At 60.7% G+C, this 18,211-nt stretch carries 15 protein-coding genes, 1 tRNA gene and 2 riboswitches; of the genes, 9 read left to right on the top strand and 7 right to left on the bottom strand.

Annotation, left to right across the window (positions count from 1 at the left end; genetic code table 11):
- Positions 1-4: 4 nt before the first annotated feature.
- The 5 genes from WBQ96_RS16810 to metH all read right to left on the bottom strand — a co-directional run bounded on the left by WBQ96_RS16810 (position 5) and on the right by metH (position 9,172).
- On the bottom strand, positions 5-1,870 hold the full coding sequence (locus WBQ96_RS16810; RefSeq protein WP_336551677.1) for a TonB-dependent receptor domain-containing protein: 1,866 nt from the start codon (positions 1,868-1,870) through the stop codon (positions 5-7).
- A gap of 195 nt (positions 1,871-2,065) precedes the next feature.
- Positions 2,066-2,273: riboswitch (cobalamin riboswitch) on the bottom strand.
- A 65-nt stretch (positions 2,274-2,338) separates the two neighbouring features.
- Positions 2,339-2,587, bottom strand: coding sequence for a hypothetical protein (locus WBQ96_RS16805; RefSeq protein ID WP_165119563.1), 249 nt, complete (start codon positions 2,585-2,587; stop codon positions 2,339-2,341).
- Between the two features lie 3 nt (positions 2,588-2,590).
- Positions 2,591-3,694, bottom strand: coding sequence for a hybrid-cluster NAD(P)-dependent oxidoreductase (locus tag WBQ96_RS16800; protein ID WP_336551681.1), 1,104 nt, complete (start codon positions 3,692-3,694; stop codon positions 2,591-2,593).
- A gap of 25 nt (positions 3,695-3,719) precedes the next feature.
- The gene (locus WBQ96_RS16795) at positions 3,720-4,967 is read right to left on the bottom strand and encodes an aromatic ring-hydroxylating oxygenase subunit alpha (RefSeq protein WP_336551683.1); all 1,248 of its coding nucleotides are present in this window, start codon (positions 4,965-4,967) and stop codon (positions 3,720-3,722) included.
- Between the two features lie 124 nt (positions 4,968-5,091).
- Positions 5,092-5,299, bottom strand: a riboswitch (cobalamin riboswitch).
- A 75-nt stretch (positions 5,300-5,374) separates the two neighbouring features.
- Positions 5,375-9,172 carry a methionine synthase gene (gene metH, locus WBQ96_RS16790; RefSeq protein ID WP_336551685.1) on the bottom strand — a complete coding sequence of 1,266 codons (3,798 nt, stop codon included), beginning with the start codon at positions 9,170-9,172 and terminating at the stop codon, positions 5,375-5,377.
- Positions 9,173-9,440: 268 nt separating this feature from the next.
- On the opposite strand from metH, the gene WBQ96_RS16785 reads away from it, so the two are divergent.
- Together WBQ96_RS16785 and WBQ96_RS16780 are read left to right on the top strand one after the other, a co-directional pair.
- Positions 9,441-9,740 carry a DUF982 domain-containing protein gene (locus WBQ96_RS16785; protein WP_336552157.1) on the top strand — a complete coding sequence of 100 codons (300 nt, stop codon included), beginning with the start codon at positions 9,441-9,443 and terminating at the stop codon, positions 9,738-9,740.
- 150 nt (positions 9,741-9,890) lie between these two features.
- On the top strand, positions 9,891-10,175 hold the full coding sequence (locus WBQ96_RS16780; protein WP_336551687.1) for a DUF2218 domain-containing protein: 285 nt from the start codon (positions 9,891-9,893) through the stop codon (positions 10,173-10,175).
- Between the two features lie 95 nt (positions 10,176-10,270).
- Here the strand turns inward: WBQ96_RS16780 and WBQ96_RS16775 are convergent.
- Positions 10,271-10,346: transfer RNA gene (locus WBQ96_RS16775), tRNA-Ala, on the bottom strand.
- A gap of 167 nt (positions 10,347-10,513) precedes the next feature.
- The gene (locus WBQ96_RS16770) at positions 10,514-10,894 is read right to left on the bottom strand and encodes a TIGR02300 family protein (protein ID WP_336551690.1); all 381 of its coding nucleotides are present in this window, start codon (positions 10,892-10,894) and stop codon (positions 10,514-10,516) included.
- Between the two features lie 205 nt (positions 10,895-11,099).
- Between WBQ96_RS16770 and aroA the strand changes: the two genes are divergently transcribed.
- The 7 genes from aroA (at position 11,100) to rpsA (ending at position 18,061) form a co-directional block, all read left to right on the top strand.
- Positions 11,100-12,461, top strand: a complete 1,362-nt coding sequence (gene aroA / locus WBQ96_RS16765) for a 3-phosphoshikimate 1-carboxyvinyltransferase (RefSeq protein WP_336551692.1) — start codon at positions 11,100-11,102, stop codon at positions 12,459-12,461.
- Between the two features lie 3 nt (positions 12,462-12,464).
- Positions 12,465-12,800 carry a hypothetical protein gene (locus WBQ96_RS16760; protein ID WP_336551693.1) on the top strand — a complete coding sequence of 112 codons (336 nt, stop codon included), beginning with the start codon at positions 12,465-12,467 and terminating at the stop codon, positions 12,798-12,800.
- Positions 12,801-12,896: 96 nt separating this feature from the next.
- Entirely contained in the window at positions 12,897-14,027 is a 1,131-nt protein-coding gene (locus WBQ96_RS16755) for a hypothetical protein (RefSeq protein WP_336551695.1), read from the top strand.
- A gap of 59 nt (positions 14,028-14,086) precedes the next feature.
- Positions 14,087-14,779, top strand: coding sequence for a hypothetical protein (locus WBQ96_RS16750; RefSeq protein WP_336551697.1), 693 nt, complete (start codon positions 14,087-14,089; stop codon positions 14,777-14,779).
- Complete coding sequence (locus WBQ96_RS16745) at positions 14,769-15,461, top strand: hypothetical protein (protein WP_336551699.1); 693 nt, start codon at positions 14,769-14,771, stop codon at positions 15,459-15,461. Before WBQ96_RS16750 ends, WBQ96_RS16745 begins: the two co-directional genes overlap by 11 nt.
- A gap of 48 nt (positions 15,462-15,509) precedes the next feature.
- Positions 15,510-16,160: a (d)CMP kinase gene (gene cmk / locus WBQ96_RS16740; protein WP_336551701.1), complete on the top strand. Its 651-nt coding sequence runs from the start codon at positions 15,510-15,512 to the stop codon at positions 16,158-16,160.
- Positions 16,161-16,360: 200 nt separating this feature from the next.
- Entirely contained in the window at positions 16,361-18,061 is a 1,701-nt protein-coding gene (gene rpsA / locus WBQ96_RS16735; protein ID WP_336551704.1) for a 30S ribosomal protein S1, read from the top strand.
- Positions 18,062-18,211 lie beyond the last annotated feature (150 nt).

Raw genomic sequence — 18,211 nt, 5'->3', positions numbered from 1 at the left:
CCGTTCAGAACGTTCGCGTAAAGCTCAGATTGAAGGTGCGCCCCGGTGCGCGATAGTCGGTGACGGTGGCGTATTCCTCGTCGAACATGTTCTCGACCGAGAATTTGAACTGCGACCGCGCATCAAGGGCATAGAGCGCCGTGAAATCGACGGTCACATAGTCCGGCAGTTCGACGGTGTTGGCGGCGTTGGCATAACGCGCCGCGCCGTAGAGGACCTTCGCCGTGAGATCGAGCTGTTCGGTCGGGCTGTAGGTGAGTTCGGCGGTCGCCTTGAAGCGGTCGCGATAGGGAATGTACTTGCCATTGTCCTGATTGAGCGGTTCGCGGATGTCGACCGTGGCCTTGCCGCTCCACTCGTCGCTGAAGCGATGCGCCAGCGTCGCCTCGAAGCCGGTTATGCGAGCGCGGGCGACGTTGAAGGGGAGGTAGGTCGGCGGATTGGAGGCGATCGCGTCGGTCAGCCACGTCTGGTAGAAAGCGAGGTCGAGACCGGTGCCGGCGGTTGCCTGCCAGTTCAGCCCGACTTCATAGGAGCGCGACTTTTCCGGCTTCAAATCCGGGTTGGAATAGCCGGGATAGTAGAGGTCGTTGAAGGTCGGGGCGCGGAAGCCGGTGGCGTAGGACGAGCGCAGCACGAGATCGGGCAGCACCTTGTAGCTCGCGCCGACATTGTAGGTGGTGGCGCTGCCGAACTGGCTGCTGTGGTCGTAGCGGATGCCCGTATCGATGCGAAGCGCCTCATATTCGAGCGAATACTGGCTGAACAACGCCGCCAGATCGCGCGAATCGACGGCGAAGTCGACGGTCGAATCGACCTGCTCGCGATAGGCTTCGACGCCGCCGGTCAGGATGTGGCTGGCCTTGCCGGTTTCGAAGCGTTTTTCGGTCGAGGCGAAGATGCCGTAGCGTTGCGTGTCGAACTGGCCGTCGCCGGACACGCCGTCGCGGAAATTGGTCGAGTAGTCGAGGCCGGAGCTGACTTCGACGGTCGAGGACCAGCTATCGGAATGCAGGACATGCGCTCCCACTTTGCCGGCAAAGGTCGTCGTGTCGACCTCATTGCTGGATGGAAATGTCGCGTCGTATTGGCTGCGGCCACGCGCGAAAAGGCCGTCGGCATGGAGCCGTCCCCAATCGAAGTCCTTCGACAGCGAGAGATTGGCTGAGCCTTGCAGGAAGCCGTCATCGTCGGGCTCATGGCCCCAGGCCAGCGGCGTGGTGAAATCATAGCCGCGCGTGCCGAGCAGGCTGCCGCTGAGCGCGTAGTTCACGCCGCTTTCGCTGCGTCCTTGAACCGTGCCGGAGACATAGCCGCCCCAGGGATGGGTGACGCCGGTGGTGAGCGTGGCACATGCATTGCGGCCATCGGCGCAGGCCCCGCCCTGCTTCGTTATGATGTTGACGACACCCCCCATGGCGTCGGCGCCGTATTGGGCCGAATGCGCGCCCTTGGCGACCTCGATGCGCTCGATGGAGGCCAGCGGGATGTTGAAGATGGAGGTCGTGCCGCTGGTGGCCGAGCTTGCCCGCACGCCGTTGATCAGCACAAGCGTCTGCGTGGCCGACATGCCGCGCAGATAGACATTGGCCCCCGCGCCCTGCCCACCATAGGAGATGATTGAGACGCCGGTATAGGACTTCAGCAGCGACGGCAGGTCGGGTGCTGCCGACTGCTCGATTTCCTTTCGCTCGATCACCGTGACCGACGAGGTCGAGCGCGCCAGCGTGGTCTCGCGCCGCAACGGCGTGGTGACGACGACCGTGTCGAGCTTGATTACCTCCGCGTCGCCGTCGTCCAGTTCCTGCGCGCCGGCATTATTCGAGAAAGCCAGCGCCAATGCGCCAGCCAAAAAAGTCGATTTCTGCATGTCTGCCCCCGATAGGCTTTTGGCGGGCGACCAAACGCGCCCGAAGGTTTGATGACAAACCGCAGACAGGAAAATGATCGACAGGCAGATCTTTGGACAACAACATCGAACCCTCGGCCAACCCCGGCATGCGGCAACACTTTTTCAAATGTCACCGCCACGGGCGACCGCGCCTGAACACGCCCCGTGTTCAAGCATGGGTGACCGGAAAAGGCAGGTCTCCTGACTTCCGGGTCAATGCTTGTCTTTCGCCTTCCCAATCGCGCTGGAGCGCTTTTAGTGGCCTGGTTGAAAGAAAGCTCGCCGGCTACAGTTGCGGGGGCAGTCGCGGCTTCGATCTGACGATCTCACCGTGTTCCCTTTTCATCCGCCGTGAAGCGGAACCATTTCCGATTCCACTGGTAGCTGTGCGTCCGGCGAGCGTCAACCGGGTTTGGCCATGCGTGGAAAAAGCCGATGTGGAAATGCCTAAACGGCCGAGCCGTTTGCGACGAGCATGAACATGCGTCGCAGACGCCGCAGGTCATCGCGCAGTGGTGCACGGCGGTCGAGCCGCGCCACTTCGCGGGCGGCGGCAGTGCGTATGTCGCTGCCTTGCGGCAGCCATAGCAGCCAGGACAGGAAGATATCTTCCGGGCACGACAGGGCTGGGTCTTCGACAGACACAGCCGAGCCGGCGGGACGCTCGATCGCGTCCGATTGCCAATGCGAGCCCATGGGTCAGGCCTCGACCGTCAGCGCACCGAGCGGCTTCGAGCAGCAGGCGAGGATAAAGCCGTCCTCGATCTCGTGGTCGAGGATGCCGCCATTGTGGCTCATCTCGACCTCGCCCGAGACCTTCTTGATCTTGCAGGTGCCGCACAGGCCGAATTCGCAAGCAGCTGAAATACGCACGCCCGAGGCGCGGGCGGTCTGGAGTACGGTCTGGCCGGAGACGCAATCGGCATCGACATCCGAGAGCGCAAAGCGGATCGGCGTGATCTGCTCGACAGGCGCGGCGTCGCCGGTGGTCGAAGATGCGTCGGAAAAGGGCGCCGGAACGACTTCGACCGGAGGCGCGCCAAAGCTTTCCTGATGATAATGCGCCATGTCGAAGCCGGCGGCCTCGAGCATCTGGCGCACCGCGCGCATGAACGGGTCTGGGCCGCAGCAGAAGACTTCGCGGTCGCGGAAATCGGGCGCCAGAAGCGGCAGGCGCACCGCGTCGATGCGGCCCATGTGGCCGCTCCAGACTTCTCGGTTCGAGCGCTCCTCTATGAGGAAGCCGAGCGACAGGCCGGGCATGCGGCTGCCGAGCAGTTCCAGTTCCTTGCGGAAGATGATCTCTTCGGGCCGGCGCGCGCAGTTGACGAAGGCGACGTCGGTCCATGGTGCGCAGTCGTTCAGCCAGCGCAGCATCGACATCATCGGCGTGACACCGGAACCAGCCGAGACGAACAGGTATTTCGCCGACGGATGATTGTGATGCGAGAAATCGCCAGCGGGGCCGTAAGCCTTGATGTGCGTGCCCGGCACCAGATTGTCGAACATCCAGCGCGTGCCGACGCTGCCGGCCTGTGCCTTGACCGTCACCGCGATTGAGAAGGGCCGCGACGGGCTGGAGGACAGCGTATAGGTGCGCATCAGCGGACCGTCTTCCAGCGGCAACTCCAGCGTCACGAACTGGCCCGGCTGGTAGCGGAACCAGGTTTGGTTGTCGGAGCGGAAAATGAAGGTCTTCACCTCCGATGCCTCGTCGATCACGCCGATGCATTCCAGCACCTGCAGCCGGTCGTTCCACGGCACCATCTCGTCCAGATGCCGATAAAGGGAAAGTTCCGTCATCGCGTTCATCCGTCTGCTTCCCGCCTTAAGCCACGCTTCTCAGCGCCGGCTTTTCGCCGTCCGTCAGGCGCGGTTCGATGAAGTTGCAGTACCATTCGACGAACTGCATCACGCCGCCCTCATGCTCTTCCGAATAGGGACCGGGCTCATAGGCCGGCGATTTGATGCCGAAGGCGTTCTCCTCGACGATCCGGCGGTCCTGGTCGTTGGTTTCGGTCCAGACATGGGTGAGTTCGGCGAGGTCGTAGTCGACGCCTTCGACCGCATCCTTGTGGACCAGCCATTTGGTGGTGACGGCCGTCTCTGTCGCCGAGATGGGTAGCACGCGGAAGGTAACGGCGTGGTCGCCGAGCACGTGGTTCCATGTGGTCGGGTAGTGATAGAGCAGCAGCGCGCCGATCTTGTCGGCAGTGACTATATCGGACAGGTTCTTCTTCACCGCCCGCTTGCCAGACATCGTGTAGCTGACGGCATCGCGCAGCAGCGGCGCACGCGTGGCGCGGTACTGGCCACCGGCATCGATACGGAATTTGCTCGGCAGGCCGACAGCCTCGCACTTCGCCCAATGGGCAAGCATTTCGGGGTCGCTCTCGGCGCCGTTGACGCCGGTGACGGTCGGGGCTTCCGGGAAGGTCTTGCACAGTTCGGGATGGTTCGCCGCGCAGTGATAGCACTCGCGGTTGTTTTCCCAGACCAGCTTCCAGTTGCCCTTCTCGACGATGGTGCTCTCAAAAGCGACCTTTGCGTCGCGCAGGCGGTGCGGCAGGAGATAGGGCTCGACCAGCGCCCGCATCGGCGCAAAGTCCGCCGGCTCCTTGGCGAGGCAGATGAAGATATAGCCGCCAACGCTTTCGCAGGCGACAGGCTTCAGCCCGAACTGGTTCTTGTCGAAGCCTTCGGCCATCTGGCGCGCAAACAGCAGGCGGCCGTCGAGCTCGTAGGTCCACTGGTGATAGGGGCAGACGAGCTTGGCTGTCGTGCCCTTTTCCGCGGTGCAGACGCGCGAGCCGCGATGGCGGCAGGAATTGTGGAAGGCGCGGATGTCGCCCTTCTGGTCGCGCACGACCAGCACGGGATAATCGCCGATCTGCGCGGTGATGTAGCTGCCGGGCTTCGGCAGTTCGCAATCATGGCCGAGGAACAGCCAGTCGCGGTACCAGATCAGGTCGAGATCCAGCTTGAAATAGTCCGGATCGATATAGAAAGCCTGCTCGAGGCTGAAGCCCTCGCGGCGGTTGCGTAACTGCCGCAGCATCTCATTGCGCGCATCCATGTCCTGTCCTCGCTATCCAAGGACTGAACTGGTGGTGATTTCAGGGGAGAACGATTGCACGGCAACGCCCGCTGGAGCCTGTCCGCGCAAAAATCCGCCGCTTGATCGCCCACCGCGATCAGTCGAATTTACAACACTCAAGGCTGGTTTCCGGGCTCTGGAGCGGTCCTGCAGGACCCGTCACGAACACCTTCCCAAGCCATTTGCGGCCCAGTGGTCTCCCATCGCGACATTCTCCACCACCGTTGCGGGGGCAGCGCCGGCATTGAACCGGCTTCCCAATTCTCCGGTCCGCCCTCAAGCGAACCAGCACCTCAAGTGCCCCGATATAATCACCGAATCCGCGCGCGCGGCGATACGAAAGCGACATGGCCCAAGCGCAAAGGCGACAGCGGAAAAATCCGCCGCTATTCCGCCGCCTCGGCATGCGGGACCGGCACGTAATTAAGGATCGGCCCGAGCCAGCGCTCGACATCGATCACCGCCATATCCTTGCGGGCTGCATAATCCTCGACCTGATCGCGCTCGACCTTGGCGACGCCGAAATAGTAGCTTTCGGGGTGCGAGAGGTACATGCCCGAGACGGACGAGCCGGGCCACATGGCCATGCTTTCGGTCAGGCTGACGCCCGAATTGCGCTCGGCATCCAGCAGTCTGAATAGCGTCACCTTCTCGGTGTGGTCGGGCTGGGCGGGATAGCCGGGCGCAGGACGGATGCCCTGATACGGCTCGCCGATCAACTCGTCCGGCGCGAGGGCCTCATTCGGCGCATAGCCCCAGAATTCCTTGCGAACCTTCTCGTGCATGCGCTCGGCAAAGGCTTCGGCGAAGCGGTCTGCCAGCGCCTTGACGAGGATCGAGTTGTAATCGTCATTGGCGCGTTCGAAACGCTCGGCGATCGCGACTTCCTCGATCCCGGCCGTAACCACGAAGCCGCCGATATAGTCCGGCTTGCCGCTGTCCGCGGGTGCGACGAAATCCGACAGCGCGACGTTCGGGCGGCCGTCGCGCTTGGCTAGTTGCTGGCGCAGCGTGAAGAAGGTAGCGAGTTCCTGCCCCCTGCCCTCGTCCGTGTAGAGCCGGACATCGTCGCCGACGGCATTGGCCGGCCAGAAGCCGATGACGCCTTTCGGCGCGAACCATTTTTCGGCGATGATCTTCTTCAGCATCGCCTGCGCATCCTCAAACAGCTGGCGCGCGGCCGGTCCCTGCTTTTCATCCTCGAGGATTTTCGGATAGCGGCCCTTCAGCTCCCAGGTCTGGAAGAAGGGCGTCCAGTCGATGTAGCGCGCGAGTTCGGCAAGGTCCCAGCTCTCGAAGGTGCGCGTTCCGAGGAAGGACGGCTTTGGCGGCTGGTAGGCCGTCCAGTCGATCCTGTGGGCGTTGGCGCGCGCCTTGGCCAGCGGCAGGCGCTGCTTGTCGGCCTCGGAGCGGGCGTGGGCGTCCGCGACCTTCCGGTATTCGGCACGCACATTGTCGACATAGCCGGGCTTGGCCGAGGCCGACAGCAGGCTGGAAACCACGCCGACGGCGCGGCTGGCGTCGGTGACATAGACGGTCTGGCCGCGCTTGTAGCGCGGGTGGATTTTCACCGCGGTGTGCACGCGGCTGGTCGTCGCGCCGCCGATGAGCAGGGGCACGCTGAAACCCTCGCGCTCCATCTCGGCAGCGACATGCACCATCTCGTCGAGCGAGGGCGTAATCAGCCCGGACAGGCCGATGATATCGGCCTTCTCGTCCCTAGCCGTCTGCAGGATCTTCGCCGCCGGCACCATGACGCCGAGATCGATGATCTCGTAATTGTTGCAGGCCAGCACGACGCCGACGATGTTCTTGCCGATGTCGTGGACATCGCCCTTCACCGTCGCCATCACGATCTTGCCGGCGCTTTCGCGGCCGCTGGAAGTAATGCCATTCTTGGCGTTGGCGGTCTTCTCGGCTTCCATATGCGGCAGCAGACCGGCAACCGCCTGCTTCATGACACGGGCCGACTTGACCACCTGCGGCAGGAACATCTTGCCCGCGCCGAACAGATCGCCAACGACATTCATGCCGGCCATCAGCGGGCCTTCAATGACGTGCAGCGGCCGCTCGGCCTTCAGCCTCGCCTCGTCGGTGTCAGCGTCGATGAATTCGGTGATGCCATTGACCAGTGCGTGGCTGATACGCTGCTCGACCGGCCATTCGCGCCAGGCAAGATCGCGCTCCTTGGCCTCCTTGCCGGCCGTGCCCTTGTAGCGCTCGGCAAGCTCCAGCAGCCGCTCGGTGCCATCATCGCGGCGGTTGAGAACGACATCTTCGCAGGCTTCGCGCAGCTCCGGGTCGATCGATTCATAGACGGCGAGCTGGCCGGCATTGACGATGCCCATATCCATGCCGACCTGAATGGCGTGGTAGAGGAACACGGCGTGCATGGCCTCGCGCACCGGCTCGTTGCCGCGGAAAGAGAAGGACAGGTTCGAGACGCCGCCGGAGATATGGACATGCGGCAGCGTCTCGATGATCTCGCGGGTGGCCTCAATGAAATCGACGCCGTAATTGTTGTGCTCCTCGATGCCGGTGGCGACCGCGAAGATGTTCGGGTCGAAGATGATGTCTTCCGGCGGGAAGCCGGCCTGTTCGGTCAGCAGCTTGTAGGCACGGGTGCAGATCTCGACTTTTCTGGCCTGCGTGTCGGCCTGGCCCTTTTCGTCGAAGGCCATGACGACGACCGCCGCGCCATAGGCCCGGCACAGCTTGGCATGATGCAGGAAAGCCTCCTCGCCTTCCTTCATCGAGATGGAGTTGACCAGCGGCTTGCCCTGAACGCATTTCAGCCCGGCCTCGATCACATCCCATTTGGACGAATCAATCATTACCGGCACGCGGGCGATATCGGGCTCGGCGGCGATGAGGTTGAGATATTCGACCATCGCCTTTTGCGAATCGATCAGGCCCTCGTCCATGTTGATGTCGATGATCTGCGCGCCATTGACGACCTGATCGCGCGCGACATCGAGGGCGGCTGCGTAGTCGCCCGCCGTGACCAGCTTGCGGAACTTGGCCGAGCCGGTGACGTTGGTGCGTTCGCCGACATTGACGAAGGGGATTTCGTCGGTGAGCACGAAGGGCTCGAGGCCCGACAGGCGCATCTTCGGCTCGATCTCGGGAATTTCACGCGGCGGATATTTCTTCACGACCTCGGCGATGGCGCGGATGTGGTCGGGTGTCGAGCCGCAGCAGCCGCCGACGATGTTGACCAGCCCTTCGCGCGCGAAATCCTCGATCTGTGCGGCCATGAATTCCGGGCTTTCGTCATACTGGCCGAATTCGTTGGGCAGGCCGGCATTGGGATAGGCGCAGACGAAGGTGTCGGCGACATCCGAAATCTCGGACAGATGCGCCCGCATGGCGTTGGCGCCGAGCGCACAGTTGAGGCCGATGGTGAAGGGGCTGGCGTGGCGAACCGAATGCCAGAAGGCCGTCGGCGTCTGGCCCGACAGGGTGCGGCCGGAAAGGTCGGTGATGGTGCCGGAAATCATGATTGGCAGGTCGATGCCCTTCTCGGCAAAGACTTCGCTGCAGGCAAAGATCGCCGCCTTGGCGTTCAGCGTGTCAAAGATCGTCTCGATCAGGATCAAATCGGCGCCACCATCGATCAGGCCGCGCAACTGCTCGCCATAGGCGATGCGCAGATCGTCGAAACTGACGGCGCGGTAGCCGGGATTGTTGACGTCGGGCGAGATGGAAGCGGTGCGGTTGGTCGGCCCGAGCGCGCCGGCGACGAAGCGGCGCTTGCCGTCCTCCTGCTCGGCGCGGATCGCGGCGCGACGCACCAGTCGCGCACCGTCGCGATTGAGGTCATAGACCATGTCCTCCATGCCGTAATCGGCCTGCGCGATGGAGGTCGATGAGAAGGTGTTGGTCTCGATGATGTCGGCGCCGGCGATGGCGTATTTGTAGTGGATTTCCTCGATCGCCGCCGGCTGCGACAGGATCAGAAGGTCGTTGTTGCCCTGCTGGTGGCAGGCGCAGCCGCCGAAGCGCTCGCCGCGAAAATGATCCTCGTCGAAGCCGAGCCCCTGGATCTGCGTGCCCATCGCACCGTCGAGGATGAGGATGCGCTCGCGCGCCGCCTTTTCCAGTGCGACGCGTATCTCCGCACCATCGCGCGGTGCCGAAACGGCACCGAACAGTGCATCGAGGGCGTCATTTGACTGCGACATATTTTGCACCTTAAGCGACATGTCTGCGCATGTCACATAACGACATCTTTATGTCAACATATCACAATGGAATGACCCTGCGAAGCCGCAGAATCCTCTTCGGGCTGCCGCGCGCAACCTTTGCTAACGCGCCGCGTTAGCGGTCCGATGCCGCAAGTGTGATCACCCGTTTGGCTGAATTGACGGCGTCAACGCTTGGCGCGACGGATGCCGGCCACCATATCGGCGGAAAAGCCGAATGCCTGCGATGGCAGAGACGAGGTTTGAAATGGACAGGTTGCAGTTCATCATACCGGTGCGCATAAGCCCCGAGCCCAGCCAACCGGTAACGGAAATCTACAGCGTCGGCGACGCCATGACCTTCCTGCAGGAATGGCCTGTCGGGCGGCAGGGTCCAGTCTATCAGACGGCGATGAATGCCTGCCTGGAAGCAATGATCGAGCAGGTTCCCACCGAAGATGCGCGCAAGGCGTTTACGAGCTTTGCCCGCGTCTCCAAGATCCTCACCCGGGACGACGCCCATGCGCTGGTGCTGGATGGGGACGGTGAGATCAGGCCGGCGCATTAAGCGTCGACAGGGACCGTGAACCGCAACCTCAGATAACAATCATGTGTGCGTCGAGCCTGACGGTCGCCACCGACCTGTGAGAACGGCTACCTATGACCTAGATAGACGGCGTCCAGGCAAGCTTCGCCGCCATGCAAAGGGAATAATATCGTGCCGAAATCGAAAGCCGTGGTCGAAACCGAGAACGCAAGCCGCTACCTGCAACAGCTTTGCAAACATTGGGGCCACAAATTCACGGTCGATTTCACCCCGCTCAAGGGGCATATCGATCTGGGTGAAGGGCGTCTGGTCGATATGGACGCAAGCCCGACCACGCTTACGGTCGAGGTCGAAGCTTCCGACTTGCCGCGAATGGAACAGGTCGTCGCCGACCATATTGTGCGCTTTGCGTTTCGGGAGGAACTGGCTTTCGAGTGGAAGCCGATCGGCGGGTAGAGATCTTGCGGGGGTGCACTTCGAATTTGTGCCTTTCCGCAGTTCAAGAACACGCCGGGAAAAGCTTTCGGAAGAATCAACCGCTTGGAAATATTTGGTGGAGCCAAGCGGGATCGAACCGCTGACCTCCTGCATGCCATGCAGGCGCTCTCCCAGCTGAGCTATGGCCCCATTTTCCGAATTTAAAACCCGGACGCCGTTTCCGGCGAGTAGTCCGACCGGGGCTGGCCCCGAACCGGTGTGAGGCGGCTTCTAGCGCCGCCTTGTCGGAAGATCAAGCCTGCTTGAGGCCTTTTTCTTACACCGCAGTGCCGGCACCCCGGCACCGCGGCATTGGTTCAAGTCTCGTCGTCGTCGCCAACGCCGATGATGTCGGAGACGTCGTCGTCGTCTTCCTCTTCATCTTCAAGGAACGTGTCGTCGTCATCATCGCCGAGGTCGACGTCTTCCTCGTCCTCGATCTCGATAACGTCGTCCTTGGTCTCGTCATCTGCTTCTTCGAGAGAAACGACTTCGGCGCCTTCTTCCTCGGCGTCGACTTCCTTCTCCTCGACCTCTTCCTCTTCGTCCTCGACAGCCTTGATGCTGGTCGAGTCGAAATAAGACCGGGGGTAGGTCTTGCCCGTGTAGGGCGAAACGATCGGATCCTTGTTCAGGTCGTAGAATTTACGCCCGGTTTCCGGATCGATGCGCTTTATGCCAAGTTCTGGTTTAGCCACCGTCTATGCCTCGTATGCAAAGTTTGGTCCCCATAACCACAGTTTGATGCCCTGTCAAAGCCAAATAACGGAAATTTTGGTACCAGCTAACGAAGCACCCCAACAGCCGCGCCGGAGGGGATGACCGGCACGACCTGCCATGCTAGGAGACCGCCGCACTATCTGGAAAACGCATGTTTTGCGGTGTTCCGCAAGAGGTTTAATAATGTCGCACCAATCGGCCCCGCAGCCCGCCGTCGCGCGGAAGTCCCCGTCTCTTTCCGGAAAAGTCCGGATGCCGGGAGATAAATCGATCTCGCACCGTTCCTTCATGTTCGGGGGCCTCGCCTCGGGCGAAACCCGCATTACCGGCCTTCTCGAAGGCGAAGACGTGCTGCGCACCGGCGATGCGATGAAGGCGATGGGCGCGCATATCGAGAAGCGCGGCGCCGAATGGATCATCCAGGGCACAGGCAATGGCTGCCTGCTGGAGCCGACCGCACCGCTCGACTTCGGCAATGCCGGCACCGGCTCGCGCCTGACCATGGGGCTCGTCGGCACCTATGATATGGAAACCACTTTCATCGGCGACGCGTCGCTGTCGGGCCGGCCGATGGGCCGCGTGCTCGATCCGCTGCGCGAAATGGGCGTGCAGGTGCTGAAGGCTTCGCCCGGCGACCGCATGCCGATCACGCTGCGCGGGCCCAAGCAGGCCGCTCCCATCAGCTACCGCGTGCCGATGGCCTCCGCACAGGTGAAATCCGCCGTGCTGCTGGCCGGCCTCAACACACCGGGCATCACCACCGTCATCGAACCTGTGATGACGCGGGACCACACCGAAAAGATGCTGAAAGGGTTTGGAGCCAATCTCGAGGTGGAAACCGACAGCGACGGCGTGCGCCACATCCGCATCGAAGGCCAGGGCAAGCTTTCCGGCCAGACGATCGCGGTTCCCGGCGACCCGTCGTCGGCCGGCTTCCCGCTGGTGGCGGCACTCATCGTGCCGGGCTCCGACATCACCATCGAAAACGTGCTGATGAACCCGACGCGCACCGGGCTCATCACCACGCTTCTGGAAATGGGGGCGTCGATCGAGCTTCTCAACCGGCGCAATGCCGGCGGCGAGGATGTCGCGGACCTTCGCGTGCGCTCGTCCGAGCTGAAGGGCGTGACCGTGCCGGCCGAGCGCGCACCCTCGATGATCGATGAATATCCGGTTCTGGCGGTCGCGGCCTCCTTTGCCGAGGGCGAGACGCTGATGCAGGGCCTCGACGAATTGCGGGTCAAGGAGAGCGACCGCCTCGCCGCCGTCGCGCGCGGGCTGGAAGCCAACGGCGTCGACTGCACCGAGGGCGAGGCCTCGCTTTCCGTGCGCGGCAAGCCGGGCGGCAAGGGCCTGGGCGGCGGCACGGTGAAGACGCATCTCGACCACCGCATCGCCATGAGCTTCCTGGTCATGGGTCTTACCGCCGAGAAGCCGGTGAGCGTGGACGACCAGACCATGATCGCCACCAGCTTCCCGGAATTCATGGGCCTGATGACGGGCATGGGCGCGCTGATTTCCGTTTCGGAGGCCGTGGCGGGCTAGAAAATGCTGGAGCAACTGGGCTCGATCGCCACTTCCTTCCTGCTCTATCTCATGCTGGGCTTTCCGTTTCTGATCTGGTCCGGCAGGACGGTCTATGCCAGCGTGCGGACCGAGATCGACGGCAAAGTGAGGGGCAAGCCCAGCACAGGCGCGACCATTTTCCTGGCCATCATCCCTCTCCTGTTCATCGCCTATTACTTCCTGAGCGGCATCGGCGGCGTGCAGCACCAGCAGCGGGTCAGCGACTGGGGGCCGTATATGTTCCTCAGCCTGCCGCCGGCATTCGGATTGCTGGCGGGGTATGTGATCGGGGCGATCTTGGGGCGGAAGGGCGCTTAGCTGCTCGCAAAGCTTGCCATCACAAAAAACGTATTTCGCTTATCCACATAGGAATATTATCCTTTAAAATTGAGGCATCAAGGAAAGGATGCTTCAATGTCAAACTGGAATTCATTCGACCCACGCTACCAAAGCCAGCTACGATTCCAGGTCGCGGCCTTGAAATTCAAACTCGGATTACTGCGCACCTACCTCAAAGCCAACTTCAACCCCAATCAGCCTCGTGTTCCGACCGGGAACTCGGAGGGCGGCCAATGGACCGATAGCGGCGGCGCTGGTGGCGGACTTGCCGGTCCGTTGCAAACCGATGCAACCAGGCAGCGCGTGGTCCAAGATCGGGCAGGCGAACAGCCTTGGTCGTCCTATGCTGAGCAGTATCGGCCGGACGGTTCTGTCGCATCTCGCACGATCGTAAATCGCAATGGCAGCAGAATAGCCGCGGACTACCCGGCGCCGGGCATCGAACGAAATACGGTAACTCTACCTAACGGCACCCGCGTCACTTTCGAAAATAACGGCGATACGCAACGTATCTTCGATGCAAGAGGCAATCTGCTCAGCGAAATAACTTGGACGCCCGACGGGCCGGTTTCGCAGCCTATCCTTTTGCCAGCTTTCTTTGATACGAGGAAACCGCTTCAACCGACAAAACCGCTTTCGTACCCCGCCGAAGTGGTTCTTGACGCCATAACCGAAATTTACAATTGGTGGCTAAGCACTCAGGAGCCTGACGAGCATACGGTCTTTTCGTTTCGTGCGGATGAGCTTCGGCCGAGCTTAAATGGTCCCTCAGAGCCACCACTCTGGACATCCAAGCTAAAACGCGAAGATGTCGAAGCAGCGTGTCCTAGGTTCCCTTTGGTCCAAACCACAACAAATCGTGTCGCGAACTCGCTCAATCGGAGCCAGTTCAAAAATTCGGGCGCATACGGCACGGCTGTACATATGGGCGTCAAGAGGGTCATTGATGGCCTCCAAGACCCCAGCTTAAAGACCGAAGTTTCTATCTTCAAATCCGATCTAGACGCTTCTTATTACGGCCTCAGCGGCACAGTGCGAATAGACATTATTGAAGAGCAAGCTAACGATGTAATTTGTGTCTACGACTTGAAAACCGGAGCGTCTGGAATCGCGCGAAACCGCTTTTGGAAGATTTACGAGAACATAAAGGAAAAATACCCCTCGTTTAAAAGAATAATTATAATTGAGGTAAGGCCTACAAATTAAACTTTCAACTATCAAACCAGAATCCAAATTGATCAAAGAAAATATTACGGAATTTATCAATGGAAGAGACCATAAAAGAAGCAGCGTTGGCGCATATCGAAACAATTCTCAAGCCGATTTTTGAGACAAACTCCGACGTAACCTGCGCTGGTGGCTTTTTAGTTCTTGATCCCGTAACGCACGTCTGCAGGAGAATATTGACCAAACAGGCTTCCGCAGACGACCAAGTTTATCTGGAATGGGCCGTTGATATCCTTTTTCTGAAGGATTCAACAAACACAGTTTCGGGTGTGATTGCCGCAAAGGATGCCGGGCCGTTTAGGAAGACTGTCAGTCTACCTAAGAATTCCATTTCGAAAACAGCCTGCATTGAAATTGAAGACCAGCATATGCCTTTACTGCGAAGGCTGAACTCCCTTGAAGCATGCTATGAATACCTGATGAACCGTGCGAGGCCGATTTCGATCTCGCCCGAACTGCATTTTCCGCTTGAGCTTGCGATGGGAAATATCGATGCGGCCCATATGCTCAGACGCTGGCATCGCCAACGATGGTTCGACCGCCCCGTAGATACATATGGAAGGGAGAGTCCCATTTATTCTCTTGTGCAACGGCTATGCCTGCTGCTCGAGGCCGATGACATCGCCGAAGTTCCACATGTGTTACGGGAAGTGGAAGAGGCGGCCGCGAAGGAACTCGGACTGAAACATCTTTGGCGGCCAACAACCTTTCCAGTTGAATATGCCCCGTAAGAATCGTTTCCAACGCCTGCTGGCGCCGTTGTCGCTTCGAAACAGCGACATTTGTATCGAGAACCGCTTCCTTGTTCTTCGCCCGGTACGACACGCCTTTTGCGCGTTGGTTTTCGATATAGTCGGCATCGCGGGTGTTTTTCGCCCGCGATGGTTTGTATTCCCGATATTTGCCCTGCCGCCGGTGCTGCAGTTGATGAATATAGATGGAGTAGGCACCAAATATTCCGATGAGCCGGCACGCAGCATGCCGGAAGACCTTTTAAGTGAGCAGCTGTGTGCCGACATCGAGGCCTCCGTCCTGCCATTTTTTAGATCTGTGACAACATTCGACAAGCTTTACGCCTATGCCATGCACGGTGACCTGCAAATCTGGCAGCGCGCGGCCCTTCACTTCAGATTGGAACTCGCGATGGGCAACTTTGATGCTGCCCGAATGCTGATGCGATGGCATTCCAAAAGGTGGTCATCGAGTGAAATGCCGTCAGATTATGCCCACGAGAGGCGGCTTTGCACCCTTTTAGACGCAGATGACCATACAGGCATAGGACGTTATCTGCGCGAAATAGAAGCGGTTGTAGTTGCTGGATACAAAGTCGAGCATATCTGGGAGCCATCCCCCTTCCCGTTCGAACCGGAATACAAGGACTGGGCGCGAAAATCCGGCATAAAGGTGGAGTAGGCCGGCGAGGCTCTTGCCTTTTGGCGGCCTCTCCGCTTGAAGCAAGGCATGTCTCGCTCCCTCATCATCGCCATCGACGGTCCCGCGGCTTCCGGCAAAGGAACGCTCGCGCGGCGGCTGGCCGATTATTATCACCTGCCGCATCTCGACACCGGCCTGACCTACCGCGCGGTGGCGCACATGCTTTTGGCGAAGGGCTGGCCGCTCGATGACGAGGCGCATGCGATCGAGGCGGCGCGGCTGGTCGATCTCGGCCATCTTGATCGCGAGGGGTTGTCGGCCCATACGGTGGCGGATGCTGCCTCGCGTGTTGCCGTGATTGCGGAGGTTCGCCGCATCCTGGTCGACAAGCAGCGCGCCTTTGCCGATCGGGACGGCGGCGCGGTGCTGGACGGGCGCGATATCGGCACCGTCGTTTGCCCCGAGGCGGAAGTGAAACTCTATGTCACCGCAAGTGCCGAGGTGCGCGCCATGCGCCGTCTGCGTGACATCGAGGGGCGTGGCGGCAAGGCGGATTTCGACGAAATCCTCTCCGACATCAAGCTTCGCGACGAGCGCGACATGGGCCGTACCGACTCGCCGCTCAAGCCCGCCGCAGACGCGCACTTGCTCGATACGTCGGAAATGTCTATAGAGACCGCGTTTATTGCGGCAAAAGCGATCATTGACGACGCAATAGCCAAGAGAAGCGAAATCTGATCCCGATGTTTCGCGTTGTGGCTTGCTGAAGCGGTCACGAAGCATCATCTGGGCCGGATAACCCGCCTGCCAGCATTCTCATGCGCCGAATACCGCCGCGAAAGCGGCACCAGGGCATTTGCCCGGGATGCTGAACAGGCAAAACGCAACACGAACCAAGGCGCCGGCTCCGCAGATGCGAGAGCCTTCCAGGAGAAACAATGTCAGCTTCCAATCCAACCCGCGACGATTTTGCCAGCCTTCTCGACGAGTCGTTTTCCGACGGCCACTCGGGTGAAGGCCAGGTTGTTCGCGGCATCATCACGGCCATTGAAAAAGACATGGCCATCATCGACGTCGGCCTCAAGGTCGAAGGCCGCGTACCGCTGAAGGAATTCGGCGCCAAGGCCAAGGACGGCCAGCTCAAGGTGGGCGACACCGTCGAGGTCTATGTCGAGCGCATCGAAAACGCGCTGGGCGAAGCCATGCTGTCGCGCGACAAGGCTCGCCGCGAAGAGAGCTGGGTCAAGCTCGAAGAGAAATTCAACAAGGGTGAGCGCGTCGAAGGCGTCATCTTCAACCAGGTCAAGGGCGGCTTCACGGTCGATCTCGACGGCGCCGTGGCGTTCCTGCCACGTTCGCAGGTCGATATCCGCCCGATCCGCGACGTTTCCCCGCTGATGCACAACCCGCAGCCCTTCGAGATCCTGAAGATGGATCGCCGTCGCGGCAACATCGTGGTTTCGCGCCGCACCGTGCTTGAAGAGAGCCGTGCAGAACAGCGTTCGGAAATCGTGCAGAACCTCGAAGAGGGCCAGGTTGTCGAAGGCGTCGTCAAGAACATCACCGACTACGGTGCGTTCGTCGACCTCGGCGGCATCGACGGCCTGCTGCATGTCACCGACATGGCATGGCGCCGCGTCAACCATCCGACCGAAATCCTCAACATCGGTCAGACGGTCAAGGTGCAGATCATCCGCATCAACCAGGAAACCCACCGTATCTCCCTCGGCATGAAGCAGCTCGAGAGCGATCCGTGGAGCGAGATCGGCACCAAGTTCCCGATCGGCAAGAAGATCACCGGCACGGTCACCAACATCACCGACTACGGCGCCTTCGTGGAGCTGGAGCCGGGCATCGAGGGCCTCATCCACGTTTCGGAAATGTCGTGGACGAAGAAGAACGTGCATCCCGGCAAGATCCTCTCGACCACGCAGGAAGTCGACGTTGTCGTGCTCGAGGTCGACCCGGCCAAGCGCCGCATTTCGCTCGGCCTCAAGCAGACGCTCGAGAATCCTTGGGAAGCGTTCGCACGCAACCATCCGGTCGGTGCTGTCGTCGAGGGCGAGGTCAAGAACAAGACCGAGTTCGGCCTGTTCATCGGCCTGGAAGGCGACGTGGACGGCATGGTCCACCTGTCCGACCTCGACTGGAACCGTCCGGGCGAGCAGGTCATCGAAGAGTACAACCGCGGCGACATCGTCAAGGCGCAGGTGCTCGACGTCGATCAGGACAAGGAGCGCATCTCGCTCGGCATCAAGCAGCTTTCGCGTGATGCTGTCGGCGAAGCTGCAACTTCGGGTGAACTGCGCAAGAACGCGGTCGTGACCTGCGAAGTCATCGGCGTCAAGGACGGCGGCCTGGAAGTTCGGCTCGTCGACCACGATGTCGAGACCTTCATCAAGCGCAACGACCTGTCGCGCGACCGTGACGAGCAGCGCCCCGAGCGCTTCACCGTCGGCCAGAAGGTCGATGCACGCGTCATCGCCTTCGACAAGAAGACCCGCAAGATCCAGGTCTCCATCAAGGCGCTGGAAATCGCCGAAGAGAAGGAAGCGGTTGCCCAGTACGGCTCGACCGACTCCGGCGCTTCGCTCGGCGACATCCTGGGCGCTGCCCTGAAGAACCGCGGCGGCGAGTGATCTTTCGTCACTGACCGCCTGTGAACGAAACCCCGCCGGAGCAATCCGGCGGGGTTTTTCTTTTGGCCCATGCGGAATGGATTTCTTCGCTATGCTTGTTGCTTTAGGCTTTGCACGGCATAAACGACTCACATGACAGACGCGCCGCAG

This window comes from Mesorhizobium sp. CCNWLY176 (genome assembly GCF_037153935.1).
Classification (GTDB): domain Bacteria; phylum Pseudomonadota; class Alphaproteobacteria; order Rhizobiales; family Rhizobiaceae; genus Mesorhizobium_M; species Mesorhizobium_M zhangyense.
This window is presented reverse-complemented; position numbering and strand designations above follow the sequence as displayed.